The organism is Sphingomonas sp. BE123 (assembly GCF_031456015.1).
Classification (GTDB): Bacteria; Pseudomonadota; Alphaproteobacteria; order Sphingomonadales; family Sphingomonadaceae; genus Sphingomonas.
The window spans coordinates 1,534,279-1,549,323 of record NZ_JAVDTW010000001.1; the positions used below are offsets into that span (position 1 = coordinate 1,534,279).

Genomic DNA, 15,045 nt, shown 5'->3' on the forward strand with positions numbered 1-15,045 from the left:
TCCTTCATTCGCCGCGCCGTTGCCCGGCACCATGGCATCGTTTTCGGCGTGGCTCTTCCGTTCGGACAATCGCATGACCGACCGGCGGCGGCGCAAGTCCTATCGCGGCGATTTGCGTGACGCAAACGCTTTGTCGGACGCAATAAACGTATAATCCGCACGTGGCAGAAATATTTCTGTATGCCGCTGGGACATTCGGGTAAACAGAAACGCATGTTCCGCCCCCGTATCGTCGCGCTTTCTGCCGCAATCTGTGCGGCTTCCCCGCTGTTCCCGACACCGGTCACCGCACAGGTCGTGGCCGAGTCCGGGGTCGTGCTGCCGCCCTATGCCCAGGTCGCCGATCTGGTGGTCGGTTCGCCCGCGATCCTCGACGCGCGAATCCGCAGCGCGGTGCGAATCAAGGGCGCGGAGGCAGCGAACGTCGCCCCCGGGCGCGTGCGATTCTATGTCGAGGCCGATGTGCTGGCGCTGATTCGCGCCGATGGCGCGATGCCGGCCCGGGTCGGCTATGTCGTCGATGTGCCGACCGATGCGCGCGGCCGCGTGCCCAAGCTGACCAAGCGGCGCGTGCTGGCCTTTGCCCGTCCGGTGGCGGGTCAGCCGGCCATGATCCAGCTGACCACGCTCGATTCGCAGCGCGACTGGTCGGCCGAACTCGACGCGATGGTGCGCCGCATTGCCCGCGACGCGGTGGCGCCCGACGCCCCGCCGGCCGTCACCGGGCTGGGCAATGCGTTTCACGTTCCCGGCGCCCTGCCGGGTGAGGGCGAAACCCAGATTTTCGTGCAGACCGCGAATGGCGCGCCGATTTCGCTGTCGATCCTGCGCCGTCCGGGCGAGGAGCGGCGCTGGGCGGTCGCGCTGGGCGAGATTGTCGACGATGCGGCGGCGGCGCCGGCGCGCGACACGCTGCTCTGGTACCGGCTGGCCTGCGGCCTGCCGCGCACCCTGCCCGCGACCAGCCTTGCCGACGAAGATCCCGCGAACGTCGCCGCCGCGCGCGACGATTATCGCTTCGTGCTCGACCAGCTTGGGCCGTGCCGGCGGTAGGACTGCGGGTGGTTTGAATATCCGTCGTCCCGACCTCGCGCGGGGACATTGCCCCCGCGTTACTTCCGATACCGGACCAGCGTCATGCCGATGCGTTCATCGGCTTCGGCGATGGCGAGCTTGACGATCTCCACCTCGACCCGCTGGATGCGCGCGTCGCCGGTCATCAGCGTTTCGACGATATGATCCGCCACGCCTTCGATCAGGGTGAAATGCACCCCCTGCGGCAGCGCGCCGGTCGCGGCATGCTTGAGGTCGAGATAGGATTTCGACGCGTCGAGCGGCGTGTCGGGCCGGAACGGGTCGCCCGGCGCCATGTCGACCGTGATCGAAATGCGCAGCGGCTGGGGCAGATGCGTCTCTTCGGAATAGACGCCGGTGAGCACCTGCACCTCGAGATCGCGAACCTGAAGCTGAAGAAGATCGTGCAACGAACAAGCCCCTCGGGGAAAATGATCGCGCGCCCATAGGCCGCAGCCCCGCAAACGGCAATGGCCGTTCAGGCCGAAGCGCTGGGCCGCGCGCTCGCTTCACCATGCCAGCGGCGCAGATTGTCCAGATGCTCGGGCACGGCAAGCTTGGCCGCACGGGCGAAATCCACCGTCACCAGCGCGGTGATGTCGGCAAAGCTGTAGCTGTCCCCCGCGATCCACGGCCGGTCGGCCAGCCGCGTGTCGAGCGCCGCGACAAACGCATCCCACATGATCGCGCCACGCGCGGCGAGTTCGGGGATCTGCGCGACGCTCAGCCCGGCATCGGGAATCGCGCGATCCTTGAACGCGCTGGCGGTGTTGCGCAGCACATAGACGACGGCGGCATAGCCATCCCCCTCGATCCGGCGGGTCCAGCTTTCGATCCGCCCAATCTCGATCGGGGTGCGCCCGAACAGGGCAGGCTCCGGATGCAGCGCCTCGAAATAGCGGCAGATCGCCGCCGATTCGCACAGCACTTCGCCATCGTCGAACTTGAGCGCAGGCACCGCGCCGCGCGGGTTGATGCGCAGATAGGCATCGGACAGATGCGCGCCCGAGCGCAGGTCGACCGCCTCGCGCGGCACCTCCACGCCCTTTTCGGCCAGGAAGATGCGGACCCGGCGCGGGCTGGGTGCCCAGGGTGCGTCATAGAGCTTCACCGGCGGTCTCCCTTACGTTCCGTCTGGCGGCGCCGGCCCGCTCCCCCACCCGGCCACCCATCGACAGGATATTCTGAAATGGGTGGCCGGGTGGGGGAGCGGGCCGGCGCCGTTTCGGCGTAGCTGAAAACAACGCTATGCCGTGTTTCGTTTCGGGGCTAAAGGCGCGCGCCCCCGGCGTCCATCCCCCGGGCTGCTGGAGATTGCCCCTGTTCGAACTGGTGCCTTTGAGCGAGGTGTATCGCGACGCGGTCGAGCAGCTGCTCGATCGCGTGTTCGGTGCCGACCGCCATGGCCGCACCGCCTATCGCCTGCGCGAGGGCGTCGCGGCAGTGCCGGCGCTGAGCTTTGCGGCGGTCGAGGCCGGGACTTTGGTCGGATCGATCCAGTGCTGGCCGGTCGAACTGGCGGGCGACGATGGCAGCGTGACGCCGATGGTACTGGTCGGCCCGGTCGCGGTGTCGCCCGAACGGCAGAATGTCGGCATCGGCCGCGCGCTGATGTGGAAGGCGATCGCGGGCGCGGGCGACGCGGTGCTGATGCTGATCGGCGACCATGATTACTACGCGCAGTTCGGGTTCGACGCAGCGCGGACGGGTGCGTGGCGGCTGCCCGGCCCTTTCGAGCGGGAGCGGCTGCTGGCGCGCGGACCTGCGCCGGATGTGCCGGGGGTGGTGGGGCCGCGGCGGTAGGGCGGAGCGCGTAGTTGGCCGCTATTGGGGTGGCAGTTGAACGGCTGCAGTTATGCGGGAAGCGGTCATCCCCACCCCGTCATGCTGAACTTGGTTCAGCATCCACCCTTCCATCCGCTGCTGCGTCGCCTGCGGAGCCGTGGATCCTGAAACAAGTTCAGGATGACGGAGTAGAAGGACGGCTGCCTCCGCTAACGGGCTGGCGCTTTCATCGCCGCAACGGCGGAAATTGAGTGGAAAGCTGCCATACGGCTGTTAATATCGCCATGTGGACGCTTCATTCATCCTGATCATCGCCGCGAGTGCGATCATAATGTCAGTGATGATGATCTACGCGGAAATCACCCGTCGTAGGCGATCAGTCTTCCGACTGACGTTTGGCGTTTCTTACCTATTCGCGATTGCCCTGATGCAGCCGTGGCGGGTTGCTTCCGCGCAAGAGGCAGGAATGTCGGTCATGATGCTAGTCTTTATGGCGATATGGGTGGCGATTGGTTGCTTCATCGGAGGGGCACTTACCGCCACGGTCATTGCAGCATTCAGTTGGATCAAGAATGCGGTCATCACACAGCCATAGGTCCGCAAGGAGGTCAAAGCCGATCGGCCGGCTTTATCCGTCTGGGCCTATTTAAATCGCGCTCCGGTCGACGCCCCCAATCCTCCCCCGCCGGGGTCAGGATCATCGGCCTGACCCTTTACCCCGACGCCCAAAAGCGCCTAACGCCAATCCAATGCCGATGACCCCGCCCCCCGACCTCGCCAGCCTGTCGCTCGCCGAGATTGCGCGGCTGGCGGACGAGCAGAAACTGCCCCCCGTGGACAGCTGGAACCCGGCGCATTGCGGGCATAGCGACATGCGCATCGCGCGCGACGGGACGTGGTTTCATCAGGGGTCGCCGATCGGTCGCCCGGCGATGGTGCGGCTGTTCGCGTCGATCCTGCGGCGCGAACCCGATGGCCGCCATGTGCTGGTCACCCCGGTCGAAAAGCTCGACATCGATGTCGAGGACGCGCCGTTCGTGGCGGTCGAGATGAAGGTCGAGGGTGCGGGCGACGCGGCGCGGATCGCGTTCCGGCTGAACACCGGCGACCTGATCCCGGCCGGGCCGGAGCACGCGCTGCGCTTTGAGGAGCGTGACGACGGCCCCCACCCCTATCTCCATGTCCGGCGCGGGCTTGAGGCTTTGGTCGCGCGGTCGGTCTATTATGAGCTGGCGGCGCTGGCGCTGGAGAATGGGTCGAACCCGCCCGGCGTGTGGAGCGACGGCGCCTTCTTTGCGATGGCCCCGGCATGACACTGGCCGAGCGGTTGCGCGCCGCGCTCGATGCCGAGCATGACGATGCGCCCGAGCTGATCGTCGGCGATATGCTGGACGACACCATCGCGGCGGATGGCGTGCCGATGCCGGCCGCCGTGCTGGTCGCGGTGACCGACCGCCCCCGCCCCGGCCTGATCCTGACCCAGCGCACCGATACGCTGCGCCGCCACGCCGGGCAGGTCGCTTTTCCGGGCGGGCGGATCGACGCGGGCGACGCCGATGCGACCGCCGCCGCGCTGCGCGAAGCGTGCGAGGAAATCGGGCTGAAGCCGGATGCGGCGCAGGTGGTTGGCCTTGCCGACCGCTATCGCACCGTCACCGGGTTCGAAGTCCAGCCGGTCGTGGCTGTGATCCCGCCCGATCTGGTGCTGACGCCGCAGCCGGGCGAGGTGGCGGCGATTTTCGAAGCGCCGCTCGATTATGTGCTCGACCCCGCCAACCAGCTGCAATCCAGCGTCGAGTGGCAGGGCCGCGACCGGCATTATTACGAGATCATGTGGCAAAACTTTCGGATCTGGGGCGCGACGGCGGCGATGCTGGTCAATCTGTCGCGGCGGCTCAAATGGACCGCGTGAAGCTCCCCGATGCGCCGTGGCGGCACTGGCCGGGGCTGGACCGGCTGACCGCTGCGCTGGGTCCAGGCAATGCCCGCGTGGTCGGCGGCGCGGTGCGGGATACGCTGCTCGGCATCCCGGTGTCCGATGTCGACATCGCCACCCCGCTCGACCCGCAGGACGTGATCCGGCGGCTGGAGCATGCAGGGATCAAGGTCATTCCGACCGGCTTGGCGCATGGCACGGTGACCGCGGTGAGCAGCGGCACGGTGGTCGAGGTGACGACGCTGCGCCGCGATCTCGAAACCGATGGCCGCCACGCCACCGTCGCCTTTACCGATGACTGGAAGGAAGACGCGGCGCGACGCGACTTCACCATCAATGCGCTTTATGCCGACCTGCAAAGCGACACAGTGCACGACTATTTCGGCGGTCTGGCGGACCTTGCGGCGCGACATGTTCGCTTCATCGGTGACCCGTTGCGCCGCATCGCCGAAGACCATCTGCGCATTTTGCGCTTCTTCCGCTTCCTTGCGCGCTTTGGCGACACCCCCGACCCGGCATCGCTCGACGCCTGCACCGCGCGCGCCAATGACCTGATGGCGCTGTCGCGCGAACGCATCGCGGACGAGCTGCTCAAGCTGGTGGTAGCCAAGGACGCGGTGCGGGTCATCGCACTGATGCTGGAACGCGGGATTTTCCGCCCCGTCATCCCGGAAATCGTTGCAATCGAACGACTTGCACGGGTCGCGGCGCTGGAGGCGGAGGCCGGTCTGACGCCCGACCCGATCCGCCGCCTCGCCGCGCTGCTGCCCGCCGACGCGGCGGTCGCCGAATCGGTCGGCGCACGGATCAAGCTCTCCAACATCCAGCGCAAGCGCCTGATCGCCGCGACCGAGGCCGACCTGTTCGGCGCCCCCCGCGCGGCCGCCTACCGCCTGGGCCGCGACGAGGCGATCGACCGGCTGTTCCTGTGCGATTGCCCGACCGCCGTGGCCGACGCGCGCGACCTGACCGGCTGGGAGATTCCGCGGCTGCCGATCAGCGGCGGCGCGCTGATCCAGCGCGGGCTGACAAAAGGGCCGGACGTCGCCCGCGCGCTAAGAAGCGTGGAGTCTCAGTGGATTGCGGAAGGGTTTCCGGATGCTCAACGCGTCGGGGAAATCGCCGATGCAGTGGCGGATCAGGCGTTGCGCTCGAGCAGCAGTGAATAAGCCTGATCGAGGCAGAGCGGACGCGAATAGAGGAAGCCCTGCCCGTAATTACAGCCCAGCGCGGCGAGCGTCTGGGCGAGTTCGTTGGTCTCGATCCCCTCTGCCGTGGTCTGCATGCCGAGTGCCTGGGCGAGGCTGAGGATCGCGCGCACGATCGCCACCTTGTCGCGGTCGGCGAGCATGCCAGACACGAAGCTGCGGTCGATCTTGAGCACGTCGATCGGCAGTTTCTGGAGGTAGGCGAGGTTCGAATAGCCGGTGCCGAAATCGTCCATCGCGAGCGTGGTGCCGAGGCTCTTGAGCGCCTGCATCGTCTGGGCAATGCGGTCGGGATCGGTGACCAGCGCGCTTTCGGTCAGCTCAAGCGTGATCTTGCGGCCGTCGACGCCATTGGCTTCGAGCGCCGACTGGACCATCGGCGCGATACGGTCGCGCTGCAGCTGGATGGCCGAGAGGTTGACCGCGACCTTGACCCCGCAATCGCCACCGGCGCGCGCGTCCCATTCGGCAACGGCACGCGCCGCTTCGTGCATCGCCCAGCGGCCGAGCGGGACGATCAGGCCCGATTCCTCGGCAACCGGAATGAATTCGGCGGGCGACAGCGCAATACCACTCTCGGTGGTCCAGCGCGCCAGCGCCTCGAACGACATGATTCGCCCCGTGGCGAGATCGCAGATCGGCTGGAAATTGAGGTCCAGCGCGCCATTGTCGATCGCCCGGCGCAATTCGGTTTCGATGCTGAATTCCTGACGGACGACATCGAAGGCGCGGGTCTGGTAGATTTCGGTGCGGCCCGATTTCTTGGCGCGCTTCATCGCGAACTGGGCGTGGCGGATCAGTTCCTCGGCGTCGCCCCGCTCGCCCTCGCCGATCGAGATACCGATCGCGCAATCCACGCGAATCTCGAAATCCGACAGGCGGAACGGGGTGGTCAGCGCATTCTGGATCCGCTTTGCGACATGCAGCGCGTCCTGCAACCCTTCGTCCAGCTCGAGCCGAATCGCGAATTCGTCGCCACCGGTGCGCGCCAGCACATCATGGCCGCGCAGCGCGCCCTTCACGCGGCGGGCGACCGAGATCAGCAATTCGTCGCCGGCAAGTCCGCCCATACAGGCGTTGATCCGGCTGAACCGGTCGAGGTTGATCACCAGGATCGCGAATCGCTCGATCCCCGATTGCTCGATCTCGCTTTCCAGATCCTCGCCGAATCCGGCGCGGTTGGGCAGACCGGTCAGGCTGTCGGTCAGCATCTCGCGCCGCAGGCTGCGCTGGGTGCGCAGCTCCGACGTATGGTCGATCAGCGTGACCAGGCACCGGCCGTTGCGCAGTTCGCTGCTTCGCCGCGCGAGGCGCACGCGAAAGAAGCGGGCGTCCACGGCATCGCCCAATTCCCAGTCGAGCTCACTCTCGGTCGCCGAAGAAGCCAGGAATTCCGCGATTTTCGGTCCCAGTTTCCGGATCAGCGGCGACTGATCGGCTGTAGTGCCAAGCCCGGCAAGGCGGAACGGCCGGTTGACCGATTCGAACATCATGCCGCCAGCCGCCTGTTCGACGATGGCTGCGGGAATCGGCAGCAGATTGAGCACCTGTGCGGTCGAGGACGGACCGAGCGCGCGCGGATCCGTCCCCGGAACGGGGGCGGGCGGCGGGACAGGCTTGTCCTTGCGGCGGCGCGACAACAGCATCACCACAACGGGTTAGGGAAATTTGGTTAAGCGGTCCTGAAGACCGGCCATGGGAATCCGCGCGGCTTGCGAAGCGATCCAGAGGTGCGCGGGGTACCGCCGAATCGGTTGTTCAGAAACGGTTGTCGCGCGGGAACCCGACCGGCGGCATCCGCCCAGCCGCACCGCGTGCCGCGCGCCACGCAGTGAGGTCCGATTCGGTGCGGGTCCGCCCCTGCTCGCCCCCCATCCGCCAGCTGAGGCCATCGGCAAAGCGGAAGCTGATCGCGTCGGACAGCCCGCCATCGCGATAGCGCTGAAGCTGCACCCCCTGCCCGCGCGCCATTTCCGCCAGCTCCGCCATCGGAAAGACCAGCAGCTTGCGGTTGTCGCCGATCACCGCGACATAATCATCCTCGGCGCCCACCGGCCGGACCAGCTTGAGCGTTGCACCGCTGCGCGGGGTCACGACCTGCTTGCCCTTGCGCGTCTCCGCGATCACGTCCTCGACCTTGACGAGGAAGCCGCGCCCGTCGGTTGCCGCGACGAGCAGCCGCGGTGCGACGCTCGCCGGCAGCAGGCCGACGATCCCGGTCCCGCCATCAAGGTCGATCATCAGCCGCACCGGCTCGCCAAAACCGCGGCCCCCGGGCAATTTGTCCGCGGCGAGCGTGTAGAAGCGACCATTTTCGGCGGCGAGGAGCAGTTTGTCGGTCGTCTGGGCGTGGAAGGCGATGAACGGGCCGTCGCCTTCCTTGAACTTCGCCGTTTCCGCGCTGGCGAGCTCGGCATGGCCCTTCATCGCGCGGATCCAGCCGCGCTGCGACAGGATGACGGTGATCGGCTCACGCTCGATCATCGCTTCGAGCGGGATCTCGCGCGCTGGCGCGGCTTCGGCGACCAGCGTCCGCCGGGCGCCGAGCACCGTTTCGGGACCATAGCGGTCACGGACCTTGCCAAGATCGCGCTTCATCCGCGTGCGTTGCCGCGCGTCACTCGCCAGCAGCGCCTGCAGCTCCGCCTGTTCCTTGGCCAGCGCCTCGCGCTCCTTGCGCAGCTCCATTTCCTCAAGCTTGCGCAGCGCGCGCAGCCGCATGTTCAGGATCGCCTCGGCCTGACGGTCGGTCAGGTCGAATTCGGCCATCATCACCGGCTTGGGCTCATCCTCGGTGCGGATGATCGCGATCACCCGGTCGAGGTTGAGGAAGGCGATGATATAGCCGTCGAGCAGCTCCATCCGGTCGGCGATCTTCTGCAGCCGGTGTTCGCTGCGGCGGCGCAGCACCACGAACTGATGCGCGACCCAGGCTGCGATTGCCTCACGCAGGCTCATCACCCGCGGGGTGCGCTGGGCATCGAGCACGTTGAGGTTGAGCGACACCCGCGTTTCGAGGTCGGACAGGCGGAACAGGCTTTCGATCAGCGTGTCGGGATCGACCGTGCGCGCGCGCGGTTCGAGCACGATGCGGATTTCGGCATCGGATTCGTCGCGGACATCGGCGAGGATCGGCAGCTTCTTGTCGTTGATCAGCCCCGCAATCTGCTCGATCAGCTTGCCCTTCTGGATCCCGTACGGAATCTCGGTGACGACGATCTGCCACGTGCCGCGCCCCTGATCCTCGACCGCCCATTTCGCGCGGACCCGGAAACTGCCGCGCCCGGTGGCATAGGATTCGGCGATCGACGCCGGGCTGTCGACCACGATCCCGCCGGTCGGGAAATCGGGGCCCCGGACATGCTCCAGCACCTGTGCGTCGGTCGCGTCGGGCTGGTCGATCAGCAGGATCGCGGCATCGATCAGTTCGGCGGCATTGTGCGGCGGGATGCTGGTCGCCATGCCGACCGCGATCCCGCTGGCGCCATTGGCAAGCAGATTGGGGAACAGGCCCGGGAACAGCTCGGGCTCATGATCCTCGCCATTATAGGTCGGGCGGAACTCGACCGCATCCTCGTCCAGCCCGTCCATCAGGTCGATCGCGACCTGGGTCAGTCGCGCTTCGGTGTAGCGATAGGCGGCGGCGTTATCGCCATCGATATTGCCGAAATTCCCCTGTCCGTCGACCAGCGGGTAGCGCAGCGCAAAGGTCTGCGCGAGCCGCACCATCGCGTCATAGACCGACTGGTCGCCATGCGGATGGTATTTGCCGATCACGTCGCCGACGACGCGCGCGCATTTCTTGTACGCCTCGTTCGGGTTGAGTCGCAGTCCGCGCATCGCCCAGAGCAGCCGGCGATGCACCGGCTTCAGCCCGTCGCGCACATCGGGCAGCGAGCGCGCAGTGATGGTCGACATTGCATAGACGAGGTAGCGTTCGGACAGCGCGCTATCGAAAGGAGCGTCGACAATCTGGTCGAAGGGGTCGCTAAGGTCGGTGGCCATCGCTCAGGCGATAGCAACGCCGCCGCCCGCGGACAAATCAGAAACGGTTTCCGCCTGCGCTTCCCGTTTCGGCACAATGCCGGAGACTCGCCCTTCCGGCGATTAACCAATTCCCCTATCGTTCCGGTTGCGAACCGCAGGGGGATTCGAATGCGTATCGTTGCTGGACTGCTGGGGCTGCTGGCGCTCGCCGGATGCGATGGCGCCCCCAAAAAGGATCAGGACAAGATCAGCAACGAAGCCGTCGCCGCGCTGACCGCGACCGGCGGAGCGTTCGACTATCGCTATGCCTATAAGGTGCCGGGCAGCCGCGTGAAGGCGGTGGTCGAATCGCACGCGGCCGGTTGCGACAAGCTTGGCCCGGCGCGGTGCCGCATCATCGCGATGCGCTATCGCGTCGACGATTCGAACCGGATCGCAGCAACGCTCAGCTTCCAGATCGATCCCGCCGTCGCGCGCACCTATGGCGAAGCGGCAACGCGGGTCGTGGTGGGCGCTGGCGGTGCGCTGATCGAGACCGAAATCGCCGGCGCCGATGCAACCGCAGGCGCGCGCACCAACGCGCTGGTCGGGCGGCTGCGCGACCAGCTGGCCAATGCCCGCGCCAGCAGCGATGTGCGACAGCAGGACCGCGCGCGTCGCATCCAGACCGCGCTGGATGTCATCGCCGAATCGGCGGGCGAGAGCGGCGAAACGATGGCCACCGCGCCGGTGCTGATCACCTATGCCTCGGGCACGCCCGCGCCCGGCCTGAACGGTTCGGCCGATGCGAGCTTCCGCGATGCCGGCAACACGCTGGTCACCTCCGCGGCGGCGCTGGCGCAGGCGCTGGCGCAGGTCAGCCCGTTGCTGTTCCTGCTGCTGCTGCTGCTCGTCGGTGCGCTCGGCCTGCGCGCGCTGATCCACCGCACCGCGCCCGTCACGGCGGAAGGGGGCGAGATCGGCCCCTATCGCGACGATGCCGAAGCGGCCGCGCCCAGCCGCAATCCGATCCAGCGCTGGTTCAATCGCGATGATGACAATCGCTGAACAGGACCGGCGCAACCTCACGGCGCGACAGGAACGGTACATTGCGCGACGCGCGCTGGCATGATGGCATCGCGCCAGCGCTGAATTCAGCGCCGCTGCCGTTGGAGAGACGTTGATGAAGCCGATGTGGGCGCGATCGCCGATGGTGCTGTGCCTGTCGCTCCTCGCGGGCTGCGGTCAAGCCAGCCAGACGGGCGACGCGAGTGAAGCGATCGCGGTTGCCGATGTCGCCGAACCGGCCGGCGCGAAGACCGATGCAGCGCCGGCGGGGGTCGCCACGGACCCGATTGCGGTCACGCTCCCGCGAATCGCTTATCTCTACCGCGTCGGCTATCGCCTGCCGGGCGACAGTATCCCCGCACTGCAGCAAGCGCATGTCGCCTTATGCGATCAAATGGGCGCCGCGCGGTGCCAGGTCGTCGGCCTGCAACGGTCCGGCGGCGAGGCCGAACGGGGCGAGGGAACGCTCAAACTGCGGGTTGAGAGCAAGAGCGCGCGCGCGTTTCTCGAGTCGTTGAACAAGGCCGCGTCCGACAAGGGCGGCCGCCCCGTCGACACCGCCATCGAGGCCGAGGACGTGTCGAAGCAGATGGTGGATGCCGAGGCCCGCATCCGCCAGCGCGAGTTGCTGGTCGCTCGCCTGACCGAGATCCTGCGCACCCGCCAGGGCAGTGTAGCGGACCTTGTCGCGGCGGAGCGCGCCGTTGCCGAAGCCCAGGAAGAGCTTGACCAGGGCAAGGCGTGGTTGGTCGAACTCAAGGGTCGGGTCGCCTATTCGACGATCGAGATCGGGTACAATGCGCAGGCCATGGAATCCGGCGGATTCGGCGCGCAACTCGGCGACACCTTGGCGGATTCGGGCAGCCTGTTCCTGATCGGGCTGCGCGGACTGCTGACCGTGCTGATCGTGCTTGCGCCATGGGTGCTGGTGTTCGGTCCGCTGATCTGGCTGGGTCTGCGCTGGCGACGACGACGGCGGCAGCAGCCCGAGATCGCGTCGGTGCGCGATTGATTGCGCCCCGGGCGCGGCTGCGATATAGGCCGGAGCGAAGCCCCGGCGTCGCGCGACCGCGCCGCCGGGGCACCGCGTTTCTGAAGGACTCCCGTCGCCATGGCACGTCGCCGCCAGATCTATGAGGGCAAGGCCAAGATCCTCTATGAAGGCCCTGAACCCGGCACGCTGATCCAGTATTTCAAGGATGACGCCACCGCGTTCAACGCCCAGAAAAAGGGCACGATCAACGGCAAGGGCGTGCTCAACAACCGGATTTCCGAGCATATTTTCACCCTGCTCGGCAATATCGGCATCCCCACCCATTTCCTGCGCCGGCTCAACATGCGCGAGCAGCTGATCCGCCAGGTCGAAATCGTGCCGATCGAGGTCGTGGTCCGCAACGTCGTAGCCGGATCGCTCGCCAAGAAGCTGGGGATCGAGGAAGGCACGCCGCTGCCGCGCACGATCATCGAATATTATTTCAAGGACGATGCACTCGGCGACCCGATGGTCACCGACGAGCATGTGCTGTGCTTTGGCTGGGCCAGCCAGGAAGAGCTGCATGACATGGCCGACATGGCCATTCGCGTGAACGATTTCATGTCGGGGCTGTTCGCCGGCATCGGCATCCGGCTGGTCGACTTCAAGCTCGAGTTCGGCCGGGTGTTCGATGAGAATGGCTATAGCCGGATCATCCTGGCGGACGAGATCAGCCCGGACGGCTGCCGCCTGTGGGACATGGCGAGCGGCGAGAAGCTCGACAAGGACCGGTTCCGCCGCGACCTGGGCGGCGAGGTCGAAGCCTATCAGGAAGTCGCGCGCCGGCTGGGCCTGATGCCCGAAGGTGCCGATTCGGCAGTGCTCGACCTTGAAACGCACCGCAAGAAGCGGGGCAAATAAGGTTTCATCCGGTTGGTCAGCTTTTGCTGACGCCGCACCGTCCCGCTCTCCACCAGCCCACCCCACGACAGTATGTTCCATGGGTGGCCGGGTGGAGAGCGGGCCGGTGCCGCCAAACCCGAAGAGCCCCTACCCCTTTGCCTTCAGCCCGGCGATGATCCCGAAGATGAAGGAACAGATCAGCGCGATCTGGACCTGCCCGCCCGGGTCGCTCCATCCGAAATAGTCCCTGCCGAACGCGGCCAGCGCGACGAACAGGATGATCGCCAGAAATGCCATCGCAGCGCACTCCATGCCACCGTACGCCACCCCGTTGGCGGCGACTCGGCGGCGGCAAGCGTCGCGGATCGGGGTAAATGGGCGATGAAATCTTGAACCCGCGCGGCGAACGGCTCATAGGGCGCGGCAAATCCCCGGAGGACACCCCATGAAGCTGCGCATCGTCGTCACACTCAAGAACGGCGTGCTGGACCCGCAGGGCAAGGCGATCGAACACGCGCTGGGCGCACTCGGCTTTTCCGGCGTCGGCGAGGCACGGGTCGGCAAGCTGATCGAGCTGGAGGTCGCCGACGGCACCAGCGATGCCGATATCGACGCGATGTGCACCAAGCTGCTCGCCAACACGGTGATCGAGAATTACCGGGTGGAAAAGCAGTGAAGGCCGCCGTCATCGTCTTTCCCGGATCGAATTGCGACCGCGATCTTGCGGTCGCGATTGAACAGGTCACGGGGTCGAAGCCGGCGATGGTCTGGCACGGCGAGAGCGACCTGCCCGACGGCGTCGGCCTGATCGCGCTGCCCGGTGGCTTTTCCTATGGCGACTATCTGCGCTGCGGCGCGATCGCGGCGCGCTCGCCCGTCGTGCGGGCGGTGATCGACGCGGCGAATCGCGGCGTGCCGGTGATCGGCATCTGCAACGGCTTCCAGATCCTGACCGAAACCGGCCTGCTGCCCGGCGCGCTGATGCGCAATTCGGGCCTCAACTTCGTGTGCCGCGATGTCGACCTGACCGTCGACAACAGCCAGTCGATCTTTACCAGCCGCTATGATGCGGGCGAGACGATCTCGATCCCGGTCGCGCATCATGACGGCAATTACTTCGCCGATGCCGATACGCTCGACCGACTCGAAGGCGATGGTCGGGTCGCGTTCCGCTACGCCAGCGACGTCAATGGCAGCGCGCGGCGGATCGCGGGCATTGTCAATGCCGGGGGCAATGTCCTGGGCATGATGCCGCACCCCGAACGCAAGATCGAGGCGGCGCATGGCGGCACCGACGGGCGCCGCCTGTTCGAAGGGCTGCTCGAAGCGGTAGCGTGACATCGGTGCGCGGCGCATGACTGCCCCGATCGTCTGTGCCACCTGCCCGGTCGCCGATCGCGCGGTCTGTTCCGTGCTGGCGCCCGAAGACCGCGCCGAGCTGGCGCGGCTCGGGCAGCAGCGTCTCTATGCCCGGGGCGAGACGATCGTTGCCGCCGGGGATGCCAACACCGTCTGCATCACGCTGACCGAAGGCGCGGCCAAGCTGTCGAGCATCGATCGCGACGGGACGGAGCGCATCGTCGCACTGATTCACCCGGCCGGCATGGCGGGACAGCTGTTTGCGCCATCGGTAACACTGCACGTCACCGCGCTGACGCGGACCGCCGCCTGCGTCTTTCCTGCCGACCGGTTTGCCGCGCTGGTCCGTGAGCGCCCCGAACTGGCCCAGCGGCTGCTGACCGAACTGGCGCGCGAGCTGGACGCGAGCCGCACGCTGATCGACCTGATTTCCAAACGCCAGGCCAAGGGGCGCGTTGCGGCATTGATCCTTGCCTTTTCCCGCGCGGCAAGCCCCGCCGACTGCCACGATGCCGACCGGTTCGACCTGCCGCTGACCCGCGGTGAGATCGCCCAATTGCTGGGCCTGACGATCGAAACCGTCAGCCGGACGCTGACCGCGTTGGAACAGGGCGGCGCGATCGCGCGCCACGGCACGCATGGCATCGCCATTCGCGACCGCAATCACCTCGACCTGCTGGCGGCTGCCTGATCCCCTGAAAAAGGGCTGCGGGCGCGCCGGAGACCGGCTGCCCGCAGGAAGGAGAGGTGTCGAGTGACGCGGGGGACGATGC

Annotated in this window: 17 protein-coding genes; 12 read left to right on the forward strand and 5 right to left on the reverse strand. The window is 66.8% G+C overall.

The genetic code is table 11. The features are described 5' to 3' along the window. Positions 1–213: 213 nt before the first annotated feature. The gene (locus J2Y54_RS07645; protein ID WP_310038285.1) at positions 214–1,053 is read left to right on the forward strand and encodes a hypothetical protein; all 840 of its coding nucleotides are present in this window, start codon (positions 214–216) and stop codon (positions 1,051–1,053) included. Positions 1,054–1,112: 59 nt separating this feature from the next. Here J2Y54_RS07645 and J2Y54_RS07650 read toward each other — a convergent pair whose 3' ends face one another. Next, positions 1,113–1,484: a dihydroneopterin aldolase gene (locus J2Y54_RS07650; RefSeq protein ID WP_310038288.1), complete on the reverse strand. Its 372-nt coding sequence runs from the start codon at positions 1,482–1,484 to the stop codon at positions 1,113–1,115. A gap of 68 nt (positions 1,485–1,552) precedes the next feature. After that, positions 1,553–2,185 (reverse strand): glutathione S-transferase N-terminal domain-containing protein, encoded by a 633-nt coding sequence (locus J2Y54_RS07655; protein WP_310038289.1) that lies wholly within the window; start codon positions 2,183–2,185, stop codon positions 1,553–1,555. Positions 2,186–2,394: 209 nt separating this feature from the next. On the opposite strand from J2Y54_RS07655, the gene J2Y54_RS07660 reads away from it, so the two are divergent. The 5 genes from J2Y54_RS07660 (at position 2,395) to J2Y54_RS07680 (ending at position 5,964) form a co-directional block, all read left to right on the forward strand. After that, positions 2,395–2,877 (forward strand): N-acetyltransferase, encoded by a 483-nt coding sequence (locus J2Y54_RS07660; RefSeq protein ID WP_310038506.1) that lies wholly within the window; start codon positions 2,395–2,397, stop codon positions 2,875–2,877. A gap of 268 nt (positions 2,878–3,145) precedes the next feature. After that, positions 3,146–3,454, forward strand: coding sequence for a hypothetical protein (locus J2Y54_RS07665; RefSeq protein WP_310038291.1), 309 nt, complete (start codon positions 3,146–3,148; stop codon positions 3,452–3,454). 154 nt (positions 3,455–3,608) lie between these two features. Further along, complete coding sequence (locus J2Y54_RS07670; RefSeq protein ID WP_310038294.1) at positions 3,609–4,172, forward strand: DUF1285 domain-containing protein; 564 nt, start codon at positions 3,609–3,611, stop codon at positions 4,170–4,172. Next, a complete protein-coding gene (locus tag J2Y54_RS07675) occupies positions 4,169–4,771 on the forward strand; it encodes a CoA pyrophosphatase (RefSeq protein WP_310038297.1) in 603 nt (200 codons plus the stop codon). The genes J2Y54_RS07670 and J2Y54_RS07675 overlap by 4 nt, the downstream gene beginning before the upstream one ends. Beyond that, positions 4,759–5,964, forward strand: coding sequence for a CCA tRNA nucleotidyltransferase (locus J2Y54_RS07680; protein ID WP_310038299.1), 1,206 nt, complete (start codon positions 4,759–4,761; stop codon positions 5,962–5,964). The genes J2Y54_RS07675 and J2Y54_RS07680 overlap by 13 nt, the downstream gene beginning before the upstream one ends. Here the strand turns inward: J2Y54_RS07680 and J2Y54_RS07685 are convergent. Next, a complete protein-coding gene (locus J2Y54_RS07685; RefSeq protein WP_405052887.1) occupies positions 5,934–7,649 on the reverse strand; it encodes a putative bifunctional diguanylate cyclase/phosphodiesterase in 1,716 nt (571 codons plus the stop codon). The two genes, J2Y54_RS07680 and J2Y54_RS07685, sit on opposite strands and share 31 nt — an antisense overlap. A 112-nt stretch (positions 7,650–7,761) precedes the next feature. Further along, positions 7,762–10,008, reverse strand: a complete 2,247-nt coding sequence (parC, locus tag J2Y54_RS07690; RefSeq protein WP_310038302.1) for a DNA topoisomerase IV subunit A — start codon at positions 10,006–10,008, stop codon at positions 7,762–7,764. A 150-nt stretch (positions 10,009–10,158) separates the two neighbouring features. On the opposite strand from parC, the gene J2Y54_RS07695 reads away from it, so the two are divergent. From J2Y54_RS07695 to purC, 3 genes are all read left to right on the forward strand, one after another. Continuing rightward, positions 10,159–11,037 carry a hypothetical protein gene (locus J2Y54_RS07695; RefSeq protein WP_310038304.1) on the forward strand — a complete coding sequence of 293 codons (879 nt, stop codon included), beginning with the start codon at positions 10,159–10,161 and terminating at the stop codon, positions 11,035–11,037. Positions 11,038–11,152: 115 nt separating this feature from the next. Then, positions 11,153–12,049, forward strand: coding sequence for a DUF4349 domain-containing protein (locus J2Y54_RS07700; RefSeq protein WP_310038305.1), 897 nt, complete (start codon positions 11,153–11,155; stop codon positions 12,047–12,049). 99 nt (positions 12,050–12,148) lie between these two features. Beyond that, a complete protein-coding gene (purC, locus tag J2Y54_RS07705) occupies positions 12,149–12,931 on the forward strand; it encodes a phosphoribosylaminoimidazolesuccinocarboxamide synthase (RefSeq protein ID WP_310038307.1) in 783 nt (260 codons plus the stop codon). Positions 12,932–13,060: 129 nt separating this feature from the next. On the opposite strand, the gene J2Y54_RS07710 is transcribed toward purC, so the two are convergent. Further along, positions 13,061–13,210, reverse strand: coding sequence for a hypothetical protein (locus tag J2Y54_RS07710; protein ID WP_310038308.1), 150 nt, complete (start codon positions 13,208–13,210; stop codon positions 13,061–13,063). A 148-nt stretch (positions 13,211–13,358) separates the two neighbouring features. Between J2Y54_RS07710 and purS the strand changes: the two genes are divergently transcribed. The 3 genes from purS to J2Y54_RS07725 are packed head-to-tail and all read left to right on the forward strand — an operon-like array spanning position 13,359 to position 14,963. Then, positions 13,359–13,589 (forward strand): phosphoribosylformylglycinamidine synthase subunit PurS, encoded by a 231-nt coding sequence (purS, locus tag J2Y54_RS07715; RefSeq protein ID WP_310038309.1) that lies wholly within the window; start codon positions 13,359–13,361, stop codon positions 13,587–13,589. After that, entirely contained in the window at positions 13,586–14,251 is a 666-nt protein-coding gene (gene purQ / locus J2Y54_RS07720) for a phosphoribosylformylglycinamidine synthase subunit PurQ (RefSeq protein ID WP_310038310.1), read from the forward strand. The genes purS and purQ overlap by 4 nt, the downstream gene beginning before the upstream one ends. 16 nt (positions 14,252–14,267) lie before the next feature. Next, a complete protein-coding gene (locus J2Y54_RS07725) occupies positions 14,268–14,963 on the forward strand; it encodes a Crp/Fnr family transcriptional regulator (protein WP_310038311.1) in 696 nt (231 codons plus the stop codon). Positions 14,964–15,045: the final 82 nt, after the last annotated feature.

Excerpts from the sequence above, each read along its gene's own strand:
- J2Y54_RS07675 (WP_310038297.1), top strand. The coding sequence starts at position 4,169 with ATGACACTGGCCGAGCGGTTGCGCGCCGCGCTCGATGCCGAGCATGAC.
- J2Y54_RS07710 (WP_310038308.1), bottom strand. The coding sequence starts at position 13,210 with ATGGCATTTCTGGCGATCATCCTGTTCGTCGCGCTGGCCGCGTTCGGC.
- J2Y54_RS07725 (WP_310038311.1), top strand. The coding sequence starts at position 14,268 with ATGACTGCCCCGATCGTCTGTGCCACCTGCCCGGTCGCCGATCGCGCG.
- J2Y54_RS07645 (WP_310038285.1), top strand. The coding sequence starts at position 214 with ATGTTCCGCCCCCGTATCGTCGCGCTTTCTGCCGCAATCTGTGCGGCT.
- J2Y54_RS07680 (WP_310038299.1), top strand. The coding sequence starts at position 4,759 with ATGGACCGCGTGAAGCTCCCCGATGCGCCGTGGCGGCACTGGCCGGGG.
- J2Y54_RS07695 (WP_310038304.1), top strand. The coding sequence starts at position 10,159 with ATGCGTATCGTTGCTGGACTGCTGGGGCTGCTGGCGCTCGCCGGATGC.
- J2Y54_RS07685 (WP_405052887.1), bottom strand. The coding sequence starts at position 7,649 with ATGCTGTTGTCGCGCCGCCGCAAGGACAAGCCTGTCCCGCCGCCCGCC.
- J2Y54_RS07700 (WP_310038305.1), top strand. The coding sequence starts at position 11,153 with ATGAAGCCGATGTGGGCGCGATCGCCGATGGTGCTGTGCCTGTCGCTC.
- J2Y54_RS07670 (WP_310038294.1), top strand. The coding sequence starts at position 3,609 with ATGCCGATGACCCCGCCCCCCGACCTCGCCAGCCTGTCGCTCGCCGAG.
- purC (WP_310038307.1), top strand. The coding sequence starts at position 12,149 with ATGGCACGTCGCCGCCAGATCTATGAGGGCAAGGCCAAGATCCTCTAT.
- purS (WP_310038309.1), top strand. The coding sequence starts at position 13,359 with ATGAAGCTGCGCATCGTCGTCACACTCAAGAACGGCGTGCTGGACCCG.
- parC (WP_310038302.1), bottom strand. The coding sequence starts at position 10,008 with ATGGCCACCGACCTTAGCGACCCCTTCGACCAGATTGTCGACGCTCCT.